Here is a 14,954-nt window from a genome sequence, read left to right as displayed (position 1 = left end):
TGGCAAGGCAGTGAAGCTCCCATCGACAGTCCTGCCTCGGTGGCCTAAAATTTTGGGTCATCATAAAGAATTCCCAACACCCTAGGCACAACCTAGTTTGCCCGGTGTCGATAGGCGTACGAATGCAATCGAGACGAGTCGTCATAACTGGTATGGGTCAGATCAGCCCCCTTGGGATGGATCTCGACAGCTTCTCTGCAGCTTTGGAAGCGGGCACCTCGGGGATCCGCAAAATCGAGAGCCTGCCGGCCGATGCGCTTCCTTCGTCGTACGCCGGCGAAGCCCTCGATTTCACCGGCAACATCGCCGACTTTGGTGAAGTCGATAAAAACCAGACCCGGTCGATCCGTAAAAACCTGAAGGTGATGTGCCGCGAAATCCAAATGGGGGTCGCCGTCGCACAGCGTGCTTTGCAGCACAGCAGCCTGGCATTGGGCTCGTACGATCCAGAAAGATCAGGCGTCATCTTCGGTTCCGACTACATGATGACCACCCCGGAAGAATTCGATAAAGCGACTGCGGCTTGTGTCGATGAAGCGAACGAATTCCAATTCGAGCAATGGGCAGAAAAAGGCCTACCAGAGGTCACCCCCCTGTGGCTGCTCAAATATCTGCCCAACATGCCGGCTAGTCATGTCGCCATTTTCAACGACATGCGTGGCCCCAATAACTCGATCACGCTGCGGGAAGCCTCGGCTGGGGCAGCCCTGGGCGAAGCGATGATGACGATCGCTCGCGGACATGCCGATGTAATCGTCGCCGGGTCCACAGGCACCCGCGTGCACGAAACCCGTACCTGCCACGCGTATCTTCAAGACCCGATTGCCCAAGGAACGGACGAACTCAGCGGAAAATGCCTGCCGTTCGATCTCAACCGCAAAGGGATGATCATCGGCGAAGGGGCAGGGGCGCTCGTTCTCGAATCACTGGAGCACGCCGAGGCACGCGGGGCCAAGATTTTGGGAGAAATCATCGGTCAATCGATTTGCACCGGCTGGAATCCCGATCGCACGCCTGATCGAGCGACCTCTATTAGCAATGCCATGGCAGTTGCCTGCCGCGATGCTGGCATAAAACTAAGCGAAATACAGCATATCAACGCCCACGGACTCGGTAGCCAGCAATCGGACTGGGACGAAGCGGCAGGGCTCACACGGTTCCTGGGAGACAAAACCCAAGATATCCCTGTGGTGGCCATGAAAAGCTACTTCGGTAACCTTGGGGCCGGTTGTGGCGTCATAGAAGTGATTGGGAGCCTGTTAGCCCAGCAGAAAAAGTCGCTGCCGGGCACCCTGGGATATTCAACCCCAGACCCCCAATGCCAACTCAACGTATCGGCCGAACCGCAAGCAATCACCTCGGATGGGGTATTTGTTAGTCTGAATTTCAGTCCTCAAGGGCAGGCTTCGGCGATCGCGATTCGCGGCGTGTAATCGATCCCGGTGGATCCGCAGAAACGGCCTTTCCGGCATTAGAGTTGGTTGACACTCAGCGGGGTAGCCGATATCTTAACGGGATTGTGACTGCCACTAAGTTCAGCATGTAGGACGGCTTTCATTTTGAGAGCCGTTTTCCGTTTGATAATCGAACGAAACCTATAGCGGCAGCAGGCAACCATGGCGAAAGTCGTTCTAAATCAAGTTAGTAAACGATTTTCCGACACGGTCGCCGCTGTTAGTGAGCTGGATTTAGAGGTCGCCGACCGAGAATTCTTGGTACTGGTAGGTCCTAGTGGTTGTGGAAAAACGACCACATTACGGATGATTGCCGGTCTCGAGGATGTTTCTGGGGGTGATATCACAATAGGAGACCGAAACGTCACCCACGTCTCGCCGAAAGATCGGGACATCGCCATGGTTTTTCAAAACTATGCGTTGTACCCCCACATGACGGTGCAGCGTAACATGTCGTTCGGTTTGCGGCTTCGCTACGGAGGGAATTTTATTTCTCGTCTGTGGCGACGTTTGAGAGATGCCCAAAGCGCCGCAGAGCGTGAAAAGCAGTTTCAGCAAATCCCGCAGAAGGTCGACCAAGTGGCCGGCACTTTGGGAATTGGAAAGCTGCTTGATCGCTACCCGCGAGAACTTTCGGGTGGGGAGCGTCAACGGGTAGCCCTAGGACGTGCAATTGTGCGACAACCGGCTGCCTTTTTGTTTGATGAACCCCTGTCAAATCTCGATGCGAAGCTTCGTGTCGAGATGCGACGAGAATTAAAAGAACTTCACCGTCGCCTAGGTGCGACGATGATATACGTCACCCACGATCAGGTCGAAGCGATGACGCTCGGAGACCGGATCGCAGTGATGGACCAAGGAGTGCTCCAGCAGGTCGGTTCGCCGAGTGAGGTTTATCACAAACCTCTTAATCGGTTTGTGGCCAGCTTCCTGGGAACCCCTGGGATGAACTTGCTCGAGGGCGAGCTGGTCGGTGAGAATGGCCAATTTGAATTCCGCGCTTCCGGCGTGCAATTGAAAGTCGGTCCCAACCAGTGTCCTGAGATCAAGCCAAGCAGTTCGAGGAAAATTGTCCTCGGTGTTCGCCCGGAAGACATCCTTTTAACCGAGGAGTCTTCAGCCGCCTGCCCCCAGGCAGGTCGCGGACAGGTTGAACTGGTCGAATCGCTAGGAGATACGGGCTATGTCCATATTCGTCTTCCTGGTGGTGCACCTGGCAGTGTCGAGATGCCCCGCATCACGGCGAAAGCCAATGGTGCCGTGTTAAGCGGCGACCTGGAAGCTCGACCCGTCGCCATGGCATTTCGGGTCGATTCGCTGCATTGGTTTGACATAGCAACAGGTCTTCGTCTTTCGCCTGCCGGGCAAGACTGAGATCGACTTACAATTTGGATATCCGCGGTGAATTGCCGCAAGTAAGCCTGCCCAGGTTGCTTCCCCATGGCTGATAAAGTCAGGCGCACCCCAGGCAGCACCTATCGTTGAAAGTGAAGGACTCATGAATCCATCTGAAGTCTTGCGAATCGTGGACGCGATTCACCGGGACAAAAAGATCGACAAGGAAATCGTCTTCCAGGCGATCGAATCGGCGTTGGTATCTGCCTCGCGCAAATACCATCCCGAAGAGGCCGAGGTCGTGATCAATATCGATCGGAAAGATGGGTCAATCAGCGGACACATCGATGGATTACCGATGGACCCGGAAGAAACCGTGGGTCGCATTGGTGCGCAAACTGCCAAGCAAGTCATCATCCAGAAGATCCGTGAAGCCGAACGCGACTCGCTGCATGACGAGTACGACGAACTGATCGGCCAAATGGTCAACGGCATCGTCCACCGCAGTGAAGGGGGCGCAACGATCGTCACCCTGGATAACGTCGAGGCCATTTTGCCTCGCAGTGAACAAATTCCCGGTGAATCGTTCCATGCCAACGATCGCGTTCGCGCGGTTGTGTTCGAGGTACGCAAGCAGGGGAGCCGCGTGAAAGTGGTCCTCAGCCGTACGAACAAGAAGTTCGTGGAACGCCTGTTCGATCAGGAAATCCCGGAAATCACCGAAGACGTAATCGAAATCCGCAACATCAGTCGCGAGCCCGGCTACCGCAGCAAGGTAGCCGTCGATAGCTCCGACCAACGTGTCGACTGTGTCGGCGCATGCGTTGGTGTTCGTGGTAACCGTATCAAAAACATCGTGGATGAGCTCTCAGGCGAACGTATTGATATCGTTCGCTGGAGTGAAAATCCGCAAGAACTGATCACGAATGCCCTTCAGCCCGCCGAGGTCGAGGAAGTGATTCTGTGCCAGATGATGGGTCGTGCCATCGTTTTGGTTCGCGAGGATCAACTTTCCCTGGCAATCGGTCGCCGAGGGCAAAACGTCCGCCTGGCTAGCAAGCTGTGTGGATGGGATATCGAGATCATGCTCCGCGAAGAACTCGAAGAGCAGATCGAACGCGCTGTGACCGGATTCACGTCCATCGCCGGAGTCACCGAAGAAGTGGCCGAGCAACTCGTGGGGGAAGGCTTCCTTTCCTACGACGATCTCTCGGTCATTGAGACTGACGCCATGATGGAAATGGGCGAGTTCACCGAAGAGCAGGTTGAGCAGATTCGTGATGCCGCCGAACTCAAGGCAGACGAGGCCGAAAAGGCCATGGAAACCGAACGTCGGCGTATTCGCGACGAGAAACTTAAAGATGGCTCCGCGCAATGATTAAGCGGAGCCCCCAGATCGTATCCCCTCGGCAGCGAGGCCTTTCCCGATGAGTTCCAACTAACGAAACGAATCGGGCAAACGGTCGCACTCGTGTGCGAGCTGTCGGATTCGCCAAGTTGCGATTGTAACGATTAGCAAGTTGGCTCGTGGTTGGCAAAATAATTGGCGGGACGTAGGATATTAGGTCCCGGTAAAAGGTGAGTTGTGAGGTAATCATCCTCCGAGTCACCTCCAGTAAACTCAGCAGGAAGGCCAAAGTGCCCATACGAATTTACGCGTTAGCTAAAGAACTTCAGGTAGATAGCAAGCAACTCGTCGACATCTGCAACCGTGCAGGCGTTACTGGGAAGGGGTCTGCACTTGCCAGCCTGGACGATGACGAACTCGTCAAAGTCAAGGCATTTCTGAATAAAGACTCCGGTAGCGACGGAGGTAGCCGCGGCTCGCAAAGCCGCCAGGCAGTCGACGAACCGATGCGTCCTGAACGCCCGGTGCAACCAGCCAAACCCTCGCGAATTCGCACCCTCGGCGGCCCTCTGGGCAGCAAGGCGCAGCCTAACGAGGACGGTTCAGACGCTTCTCAGGAAGAAGAAGTAGCGGAAAATGACGCTACTGTCGTCAACGAGGAGCCAGCCCAACCAGCAGAAACGACGGCGGAAGAATCGACGCCGGCACCTGCTCCTCCAGAAGAAACAGAAACTTCTGAGCCGGAAACTTCACCTGAGCCAGAACAGGTAGAAGAGGTCATCGCCAAAGAACCAGCTGACGATGCCGAACCGAACAAGGCCGACGACCAAGAAGTAGCCAAACCAAAAGCCAAAGTGGATCCGGACGCTCCGGTTCGCAGTATTCGCCGCGGCGACTACATCGCGATTGGTTCGCAGCGTAAAGTTCGCACCCTGGGTGGCGGTAGCGGCGGTGGTGCTCAGAAGAAAGATGACGACCGCGATAAGCCAAAGCCCAAGCCGAAGAAGGTAACGCCGGTCGTTAAGATCGCCAAGATGCCGACGGCACAGGCCCCCAAGCAGCCGACCGTCTCGAAAGAGCCAGCCGCTCAAAAGCCGATCATGCAACTGCCCAAGGAAGCCATCAAAGGCGCCAAGAAGGGGCAGAAAGCACCGCTCGAAGAATTCACCAAGCTGCACGAAAAGAAGCGGAAGTCTAAAGATCGCAAGTCCGCGACGGGTGTATCTGAAACGCCAGACGTTCGCGAAGAAAGCGAAACACCTTCCAAGACTGCCCGCAAGAAGGGCAAGTCGACCGGTATGGCCGGCATGGCCGGTAGCCGTGACGCCCGAACCCAAGGCCGGAAGCGTTCTAGATCAGGCTTCGGTGGAGACGGGGACGATTCGCGAGGTCGCCGTTATCGGCCCCGTCGCGAGAAGTCTGGCCCCAAGGTTTCGACCGCTGCTCCTCGGAAATCCGACGTCGCATTGGAAATGCCATGCTCGCTGCGTGAGTTCTCTGAAGTGACCGGGCTGCCTGCCCAGGTTGTCCAGCGAACACTCATGTCGTTTGGCCAGATGGTCACCATCAATGCGATGCTCGATACCGAAACGGCCGAGCTGATTGCAGCCGAACACGGCGTCGATCTCAAGATCAAAGAACCAGAGACGATCGAAGATACCCTCATCTCGCAGATCGAGGATCAGATCGACGAAGACAGCGACCTGGCAGAACGTCCCCCAGTGGTTACGTTCCTGGGTCACGTCGACCACGGTAAAACGTCTCTCTTGGACAAAATCATCGGTCTCGACGTCGTCAGTGGCGAAGCAGGCGGGATCACCCAGCACATTCGGGCCTACATTGTCGATAAGGGTGAGAAAAAAATCTCCTTCGTCGATACGCCAGGTCACGAAGCGTTTACCGAAATGCGTGCCCGTGGTGCCAACGTCACCGATATTGCCGTGCTGATTGTGGCCGCCGACGACGGTGTGATGCCGCAAACGGAAGAAGCGATCAGCCACGCCAAAGCGGCCGAAGTTCCGATTATCGTCGCTTTGAACAAGATGGACGTGCCTGGGGCCAACCCAGAGAAAGCACTCCAGCAGTTGTCGCAGCATGGCCTGTTACCTGCCGAATGGGGCGGTGATGTGGAAGTGGTGAAGACAAGTGCGATCACCGGCGAAGGGATCGACACGCTGTTGGAAACCATCTTGCTGACGTCCGAAATCCACGAATACAAAGCCAACCCCAACCGCGATGCCGTGGGTGTTTGCTTGGAAGCCGAACAAGAGTCCGACCGCGGTGTGCTTGCCAAGCTGATCGTGAAAAACGGTACGCTCAAGGTCGGCGACATCGTCGTGTGCGGCAGCACTTATGGCCGCGTCAAAGCGATGTACGACACGCTTGACTCACGAAAGCGTCTGGAAGAAGCACCGACTTCGACCCCTGTGAACGTCACCGGTTTCGACGAGGCTCCGGGCGCTGGCGAGAAGTTCTACGTTCTCAACGATATCGCCGACGCTCGCGAAATCGCCGAAATGCGATCCGATCGTACCCGTGCAGACAAACTTGGCGGACACACCGTCAAAGTTTCGTTCGAGGACTTCCAAGAACGTCTGCAATCAGGCAACCTGGCCGGCGACGGTGCAGGCATTGTGTACCTGAACATCATCGTACGAGCCGACACTCGAGGTACGATCGAAGCACTGCAGAAAGAACTCGACAAGCTCGACCACCCGGAAGTCAAGGTCCGCGTGATGCAAGCCACCGTGGGTGGAGTGACCGTCGCCGACGTGACGCTCGCTTCCGCTTCGGATGCGGTCATCGTGGCCTTCAACGTCATTCCGGATGAAGCGGCCCGCAGCATGGCGGATGATCGCGGCGTTCAAATTCGCCGTTACAACATCATCTACAAGGTGACCGAAGACATCAAACTGCTGCTCGAAGGCCAGCTACGACCAGAGTCCCGCGTGACGGAACTGGGGCGTGCTTTGGTTCAGCGGACCTTCACCATCAGCCGTATCGGTACCATTGCTGGTTGTCGTGTCCTGGGTGGTATCATCGAACGTGGTTGTCGCATCCGAGTCAACCGCGACGGACGCGGTATCGGCGACTATCCATTGGATTCGCTCAAACGCGAAAAGGACGATGCCAAGGAAGTTCGCGAAGGCTACGAGTGCGGTATCAAGCTCTCTGGCTTCAACGACATCAAGGATGGGGACATTCTCGAGGCTTTCAAGGTCGAGGAATTCGCTCGAACCCTGGACAGCTAAACACCCCACTTGATGCCCCAAACAACGGGGGAAAGGACTTATGTCGTCTCGTCGAACATTGAAAGCCGCATCTGCGATTCGGGAAGTTGTCAGCATGGCAATCCTGACGCAGTTGCGCGACCCGCGCGTGAAAGACGTAACGGTGACCCACGTGGAAGTGGCGGGCGATATGCGCAGCGCCAAGGTCCACGTTTCCATCATGGGAGACGAAAAGAAGCAGCAACTCTGCCTCAATGGTCTCCGTCGCTCGGCCGGTTTCCTGCAGTCATGCATCAAGGACCGTATCGACACACGCTACATCCCCAAACTCGAATTCGATATCGACAAGGGAGTGAAGCAGTCGCTGGAAGTCAGCCGAATCCTGAAGGAAGTTCTGCCGCCGTCGGAAGACGAGGATGTCTCGGATGAAAAAATGGCAGACGAAGACAGCGAACCGGAACAAAGCGAACCGGAAGACGACGGCTCGAAAGAGTCTTCGTAGTTGTCCCGCGAATCCGCTTGCCTTTCATCCTGTTCATCACATCTAAGAGACTTCACACAACGCCATGGCCGCTGCAAACCGAGCAAACGTCTTCACCGCTTGCCACAAGATCGTCAAAAAGCATTACACGACCGCTGGTCCTGATAAACGGACGATCTTCGAGCAACTGGTGTTTTCCGCTATCCTGGAAAACGCTCCGCATAAAGTTGCCGAGCAGTGCTACGGCACGCTGCAAAGCGAATACTTCGACTGGAACGAAGTTCGTGTAACCAGCGTTCCGGAATTGGCCGAGATGTTTTCCAAGCATCCCACCGCTAACGCTGCCGCGACGCGTGTAAAGACTCTGCTGCAGAACGTCTTCGAGGCCATCTACACTTACGACCTCGAAGGACTGAAAAAAGGCAACCAAGGCAAGGCCGTCGACAGCATCGAAAAGTATGGTGCTACGCCGTTTGTCGTCGGATACGTCACCCAGCACGGGCTCGGCGGCCATTCGATTCCCGTCGACCGAGCGCTGTTGAACCTGATGTTTGTCCTGGGTGCGATCACCGACAAAGAACTGGAAAAGCAAGCCGTCCCCGGCATGGAACGGGCCATTCCCAAAACCAAGGGGGTCGAGTTCTCGGACATGGTTCACGAACTGGCCGTCGATTTCCAGATGGCACCTTTCTCGAAGAAAATTCGTGATCTACTCGTTGAAATCGCTCCCGACGCGAAGTCGCGATTCCCCAAACGCGTAAGCGAAGAACCGGCGGCAGCGAAGGAAGAACCCAAAAAGCAAGCGGCGGCGGCTGATTCCTCTTCCAAGAAGAAGACGCCAACCAAGAAGGCCGCCCCTCAGAAAGCGGCACCAACCAAAGCCGCCAAGTCGACCAGCAGCACGGCCGCCCAAAAGAAAACGGCCAAAGCCGAGCCCGCTAAAGCAGAACCGGCTAAGAAGAAGGCCACCAAAAAGGCCGCCCCCAAGAAAACTTCGACCCGAATCACCAAAAAGAAGCCTAAGTAGAACTGCTCCTCCGCCCAACGAGGTAGCGGGTTTCCTCTTGGACCATTTTTCCCGTCCAGGATAGAATTCAAGGCAAGCCGATCCAGCGCAGATTTTATTCGCTGCGAAGGAATCGATTCATCCACTCCTCGCCCGGTTGAGGGTCTTATGATCTACCGTCCCTGTTCATGGATGCTTCCCGTCCTTGCGGCTATCGTTCTAGGGAATGTCAACTACGCGTCCGTAATGGCTGCCGAAAGTTCCTCGGCCGAAGAAGCTATTGTTACGAACGCTGGCAAAGACGAGCTTCCCTTTTCCCAGCTCCCAGAGCCATTTGTCGAGCAAACCCCTCGTAACGAATCGGCCAAGAATCGTTTACGCCTGACAACGCTACTAACCAAAGCTCGCCTTCAAGATCATCGCGGCGACGTGGCCGGTGCCCTGGAAACCTATCAGCGTGCTTACCGCTTGAGCCCTGGTTCGGCGACTATTCTGCAAGAGATCGTGCGTCTGGGTTTTCTTTTGCAGCGAAACGAAATCGCTTCGCGATACGCCATTTTACTGGCCGAGAATCAAAACACGATGACGGCCGATGCCGTGCAGCGCGTCGCCCAGTACTGCCTGGAAGATGGCCAAACCGAGCGGGCAATTCAACTCTACGAACGAGCCCTGGCTCTCTTAAAGAAAGAAGGAGCCCACACCCAGGCCCTCGGCATCCATTTTCGTTTGCTCAGCATCTACCAATCGCACGACGAACCCAAGATGGCCGCGCGTCACGCCGGCGAGGTCGCGAAGATGATTGGCGACCCTGATAAGTTCGACCTCGATGCGGTCGTCGAGCAGTTTTCCAACGGCGGGCTTCGATCGACCTATGAAAAGCTGGGGGATGTTTACTTACAAGCCGATCAGCCTGACAAGGCAGCCGAGATGTTCGCCAAGGGTGAAGAGATCGACTCCAGCCCTGAAAACCACCTGATTCACTCGGCCAAAGTTCTCGTCGCTCGTAAAGATTGGGCCGGTGCCCAAAGCAAGCTCGAGGAATACCTTAACGCCGATCATCGCGTAGCCGGCCAAGAGCCCTATTCATTGCTCTTGCAAGTCCGCCAACAGATGGCCGACAGTCCTGCGAAAGCGCAAGTGGAAGTCATCGATCGACTACAAAAGATACACGATGACTCGCCCGACTTCGCACCGCTGGCCTACTTTCTGACCAGCCTTTACGCCCAGCAGGAAGCCTGGGACAACGTGATCGCCGTCTCGGCACCCCTGATCGAGCAAGAGTCCGACGCCGACGCGCTAAACCATCTCTGCCGGGCCTACATCGCCAAGTCCGATTGGTCCTCGCTGGTCTCGTTGTTAGCAACATCGCTCGATGGAAATTACAACCTCGATACGATCGCCGAGCCACTCCAAAAACTGATCGATGATCAAAAGAAGTGGAACCAACTGGCCACCTATTTGAAGTCGCTCACGCCTGCCGATCGTTCGTTGAACGAGCGAATTGGTGTTTCCCGACTCTATCAATTGGCCGAGCAAAGCGACCCTGCCTGGTCGTGGGCCGAGGCCGCTTTCCCGGACCTCGACAACCAGGAAGAGGCCCGGTTTCTAATGCAGTTCGGTCTGCAAGCGTTCCGCGGTGACCAGGAAGCGATCGCGGAAAAAGCCTTTCGAGCGGCCATTCGATTGGGCCTACCCAAATCCCAAACATCCCTGTTCTATTTCTACCTGGCAACAACGCTAGAGATGCAGGACAAAACGTCGGACGCGCTGCGAACGGCCAAGCGTGCCGCGCTGCTGGATGAAGAATCGGCCCTTTTGCGGAGCCGCATTCCCTGGACCCTGTACCACGCCGGCCGAAGCGAAGAAGCGCTGAAAGAATATCGCACGTTGCTTGAGAAGTTCGCCGACGATTTCGAGAACCAGCAGACCCGTCAGGTACTCCGCGACGCCAAGCGATTGCTCTCCGTCATTGCCGGACAGCAGGACAATTTGCCCCAAGCAACCGAATGGCTCGAACAGATTCTCGACGAATTCCCCGATGACACCGGAGCCATGAACGACCTCGGCTATCTCTGGATCGATCACGAAACGAACCTCGGACGAGGTTTCGCTATGATTCAGAAAGCGGTCGCGGCCGAGCCTGAGAACTACGCTTACCTCGATAGTCTCGGCTGGGCCTATTTTCGATTGGGGCAGTACCAGGAAGCGGTTTCTACCCTGGAGCACGCCGCCAAACTCGCCGATGGCAAAGATGGTACCGTCTTCGATCACTTGGGAGATGCCTACCTAGCGCTCGGAAAGAAAGAGAAAGCCATTGCCAGTTGGCAGCAAGCCACCGGCGTCCTTCAAGATGAAGCCGACGCAGCGATACTCACGCAGGTCGAAGCCAAGCTGAAAACGCACACCTAATCAGCAGGACGGTACTAGTTCGTCTTCTCATTCACCCGAACCTGGATCTCGTCGTCGACCACACGTACCTCGAAGCAATCGACCTTGATCTTGGGATTATCCAGCCAGGCACCATCGCACAGCTGAAACCCCCACGCATGCCACGGACAGACAACCACACCGTCTTCCAGCGGGCCGGAAGCAAGCGACGCCCCCATGTGCGGGCAAAAATCGTCGATCGCCTGATAGCCTTCTTTGGTGTTAAACACGGCGACGGTACGTCCCCCAATATTGAAGGCCTGACCTTGCCCCTCGGGGATATCTCCAACTTTGGCAACGGTATGAAAATCAGACATGGGGTCAAACTCGTGATCTGGGCAAAAACCTTCGCCCTGGAAGACGCGTACAGCTAGAATAAAGGCGACACTGTATTCTAAAATTTTCCCTCTTCGCCGGACAGGGCAGGGGAGGGGGAGGAGCCTGTTAGCTTGACCATCCATAACGCCGCCATTGCACTGCTGGCCGTAGCGTTTACGTTCTCGAACTGCGACTTCGCGATCTCTGACGACGTGAAGACACTTCGCACCAATCTTCAGCAAGGACGTTACGCGGAAGTCGTCGAGAAGATCGGCGACGCACCGACGGACGCACCCACCGTAATCTTGCTGGCGCGTAGTCTCGACTCGCAAGGCAAACGGGATGAAGCCCTCGCTGCCGTCAACACCTTCGTGCAGGATTCTCAACCTACGGCCGCGCTGCTGGCCGAAGCAGGGCGTCTGCATTTTGAACGGGGCGAGTGGGAACTGTCCAGTACAAACGTGAAGCGTGCGTTAGCGCTCGACAATTCGCAAACACTCGCCCGTTGGCTGCATGCCGAACTCGCTCGCGTGCAGGGGGATATTGAAGCAGCGCAGCAAGGGTACGAGTGGTTCGTCGACTTCTACAATCAGCACGACAACTTCGACTCGGTCGAAGATCTGTACTACACAGGCCTAGCCGCATCGCAATACGCTCGTTGGACACGCAACAGCGGCCAGTTTAAATTCCTGGTGAACGACCTCTACCCGGACGTCCTGCGACGCGATCCCCATTTCTGGCAAGCGGAACTTGCCATGGCGCAGCTCTTCGCCGAGAAGTACAACATGGCCGAGGCGGCCAAGCACTTGAACAACGCATTGGCCATCAATGCCAACAGCGCAGACATCTACGCCCAGAAAGGGGCGATCGAACTGAGCAACTACAACGTCGACGCCGCGCTGCGGACGGCGGAATTAGCGCTCGGTATCAATCCGCAGCATGTCAAAGCCAAGCAGGTTCAAGGGAAGGCCAAGCTGACCGACTTTCGGCCAGAGCAAGCGATTGCAATCTTGAAAGAAGTTGTCCAACTCAACCCGAACAATCAAACGTCGCAAGGATATCTCGCTTCAGCGATGCTGGCCGACGACGGTAGTGAACTGATAAACGAGGACTCCGGCGAGGCTACCCGCTTCGGTGAACTTCTAACCCAAGTCGAACAGACGCATCCCAACCTGGGCGAGTTTTACGCGGCGTTGGGCGATGGATGCGATATCGTGCGGAAATATCCCGACGCGGTGAAGTACTTGCAAGAAGCCCGGCAGCGGATGCCGCAGCTGATCGGCGTACACGGCGACCTGGGCATGGTCCTCATGCGTATGGGAGAGGAGGGGACCGCCAAGGAGGTGCTTGATGAAGCGTTCGAGGCCGATCCGTTCAACGTTCGCGTGAAGAACTCGCTGGAAGTGCTAGACGTATTGGCGACGTACGAAACCATAGAAACCGATCACTTTATCATCCGCTTCGATCCCTCGAAGGATCGTCTGCTGGCCGTTTACATGTCGCGATTCCTGGAAGAGAACGTCTATCCCAAGGTATGCGAAGGCTTAGGCTATACCCCCAAAGACAAGTCGCTGATCGAAATTTTCAACCAGGCCAAAAACACCAGCGGGCACGGCTGGTTCAGCGCTCGCATGGTAGGGCTGCCTTATATCGGAACGGTCGGCGCATGTGCCGGCAAAATGATTGCCCTGGCTTCCCCCGATTCCGTATCCGAGGCTTACAACTGGGCGCACGTAATTCGTCATGAATTTGTGCATGTGGTGAACCTGCAGCAAACCGACTTCAACATTCCGCATTGGTTCACCGAGGCCTTGGCGGTCTCGTACGAAAGTGAACAGCGTCCACCGGAATGGAAGCCGCTGCTCGCGCGTCGTCTAGCCGAAGACCGTGTCTTCAATCTCGATACGATCAACTATGGTTTCATTCGCCCCAGCGATCAGGACGACTGGACCATGGCCTATTGTCAGGCCTATTACTACTCGCAGTTCATCCAACAGAAGTTCGGCCCCGACGCGCTCGACAAAATGCTGGCCGCCTACCGCAACTACCAGACGACCGATGAAATCCTGCAAGACGAGTTTCAAATCGACAAAGCCGATTTCGAGAAGCAGTATGTCGCGTTCTTGAAGAAAGAAGTGCAAGGGGTCAAGCTCAGCACCCAGGCCGAACAGTCCTTTGCCGAGCTCTATCAAACAGTCGACGAGAACCCCCAGGATGCCGACGCTCAGGCTCAACTGGCATACATTTACTTGAAACGCAAGGCACTGCCCGATGCCCGCAAACATGCCAAGAACGCGCTGGCCGCCGACAAGGACCAGCCTTTGGCCCACTACATTCAAGGGCGGCTCTACCTAATCATCGGCGACACCCAAGAGGCGATTGAAGAGTTCGAGACGGCGGCCGGCAGTCCTCGCTTTGAACGCAACGCGGTCGCGCTGCTGGCCGGACTGCGTATCAAACAAAAACGCTTTGACGAAGCGTTAGAGCTATACCAGCGTGGGGCCGAAGAAGAACCAGGCCAACTCGATTGGCAGGAATCGATCCTTCGTATCCATCTGCTCAAAAAGGACAACGAAGCGTTGTTGCAGCTCATACCCAAGATTGCGGTCCAGAAACATCACGATGTGCTGCTACGGAAAAAGATGGCCGAGATCCTCCTCCTACAAGAGTCGTGGGAAGAAGCGGCCAAGTGGGCGTACGAAGTGATCGGTATCCAAGTGACCGATGCCGATGCCCATGCGTTACTTGCCCAGGCCTATCGCGGTCAGAAGAAGTGGGATTTGGCAGCGCGCGAATTTGAGGTTGCTGGTCAGTTGCGGCCAAAAACGGTATCGTGGTCGGTCGAAGCCGCGGAGCTTTACCACCAGGCCGGACGCCTGGACAAGGCCCAAAAGGTAGCCCAGCGCGTTCTCGACCTTGATCCCGACAACGCAGCCGCGAAAGCCATCCTCGACGACTAATTGAGAGACCTCATGAGCTCGCCTGAAAATCCCCCCGAACAGACTAACTCCGACGACGTTGGATTCCGTCAGTTGCAAAAGCTGATTCGCGAGATGTATTACGAAAAAGATGAAACGCGCGGAATCGAAGGGACGTTCATGTGGCTGATGGAAGAAGTGGGGGAGCTTTCCTCCGCACTTCGAGGGGGCACGCACCAAGAGCGGAAAGAGGAGTTCGCCGATGTGATCGCCTGGCTGGCCACCATCGCGAATGTCGCCGGAATTGATTTAGCGGAAGCGTTGAACGAAAAATATGGCAGCGGCTGCCCAGGGTGCGGAAAGTTCGCTTGTACCTGTGATGACGCCGAAAAACCGTAATATGCGGTGTTAACTTCCGGCAAAATTCGGTCGACCGC

The 14,954-nt window shown here is 55.9% G+C and carries 10 protein-coding genes; 9 read left to right on the top strand and 1 reads right to left on the bottom strand.

Translation table 11 applies throughout. The features are described 5' to 3' along the window. Nucleotides 1-122: 122 nt before the first annotated feature. The 7 genes from HOV93_RS14830 to HOV93_RS14800 all read left to right on the top strand — a co-directional run bounded on the left by HOV93_RS14830 (nt 123) and on the right by HOV93_RS14800 (nt 11,263). Nucleotides 123-1,433, top strand: a complete 1,311-nt coding sequence (locus tag HOV93_RS14830; protein ID WP_207397296.1) for a beta-ketoacyl-[acyl-carrier-protein] synthase family protein — start codon at nt 123-125, stop codon at nt 1,431-1,433. Nucleotides 1,434-1,616: 183 nt separating this feature from the next. Continuing rightward, nucleotides 1,617-2,828, top strand: a complete 1,212-nt coding sequence (locus HOV93_RS14825; protein WP_207397295.1) for an ABC transporter ATP-binding protein — start codon at nt 1,617-1,619, stop codon at nt 2,826-2,828. Nucleotides 2,829-2,952: 124 nt separating this feature from the next. Beyond that, nucleotides 2,953-4,167: a transcription termination factor NusA gene (nusA, locus tag HOV93_RS14820; RefSeq protein ID WP_207397294.1), complete on the top strand. Its 1,215-nt coding sequence runs from the start codon at nt 2,953-2,955 to the stop codon at nt 4,165-4,167. A gap of 260 nt (nt 4,168-4,427) precedes the next feature. Further along, nucleotides 4,428-7,388 (top strand): translation initiation factor IF-2, encoded by a 2,961-nt coding sequence (gene infB, locus HOV93_RS14815; RefSeq protein ID WP_207397293.1) that lies wholly within the window; start codon nt 4,428-4,430, stop codon nt 7,386-7,388. 40 nt (nt 7,389-7,428) lie between these two features. After that, the gene (rbfA, locus tag HOV93_RS14810) at nt 7,429-7,869 is read left to right on the top strand and encodes a 30S ribosome-binding factor RbfA (protein ID WP_207397292.1); all 441 of its coding nucleotides are present in this window, start codon (nt 7,429-7,431) and stop codon (nt 7,867-7,869) included. A 64-nt stretch (nt 7,870-7,933) separates the two neighbouring features. Next, nucleotides 7,934-8,875 carry a hypothetical protein gene (locus HOV93_RS14805; protein WP_207397291.1) on the top strand — a complete coding sequence of 314 codons (942 nt, stop codon included), beginning with the start codon at nt 7,934-7,936 and terminating at the stop codon, nt 8,873-8,875. A gap of 225 nt (nt 8,876-9,100) precedes the next feature. Then, nucleotides 9,101-11,263: a tetratricopeptide repeat protein gene (locus HOV93_RS14800; RefSeq protein ID WP_207397290.1), complete on the top strand. Its 2,163-nt coding sequence runs from the start codon at nt 9,101-9,103 to the stop codon at nt 11,261-11,263. Nucleotides 11,264-11,277: 14 nt separating this feature from the next. Here the strand turns inward: HOV93_RS14800 and HOV93_RS14795 are convergent, their stop codons facing one another. Further along, nucleotides 11,278-11,598, bottom strand: a complete 321-nt coding sequence (locus tag HOV93_RS14795; protein ID WP_207397289.1) for a Rieske (2Fe-2S) protein — start codon at nt 11,596-11,598, stop codon at nt 11,278-11,280. A 132-nt stretch (nt 11,599-11,730) separates the two neighbouring features. Between HOV93_RS14795 and HOV93_RS14790 the strand changes: the two genes are divergently transcribed. Next, nucleotides 11,731-14,559, top strand: a complete 2,829-nt coding sequence (locus tag HOV93_RS14790; protein WP_207397288.1) for a tetratricopeptide repeat protein — start codon at nt 11,731-11,733, stop codon at nt 14,557-14,559. Nucleotides 14,560-14,571: 12 nt separating this feature from the next. After that, nucleotides 14,572-14,916, top strand: a complete 345-nt coding sequence (locus HOV93_RS14785) for a MazG nucleotide pyrophosphohydrolase domain-containing protein (protein ID WP_207397287.1) — start codon at nt 14,572-14,574, stop codon at nt 14,914-14,916. Nucleotides 14,917-14,954: the final 38 nt, after the last annotated feature.

This window comes from Bremerella alba, from assembly GCF_013618625.1.
GTDB lineage: Bacteria > Planctomycetota > Planctomycetia > Pirellulales > Pirellulaceae > Bremerella > Bremerella alba.
The sequence above is the reverse complement of the archived record's forward strand: the minus strand, read 5'-3'. Positions and strand labels throughout refer to the sequence as shown.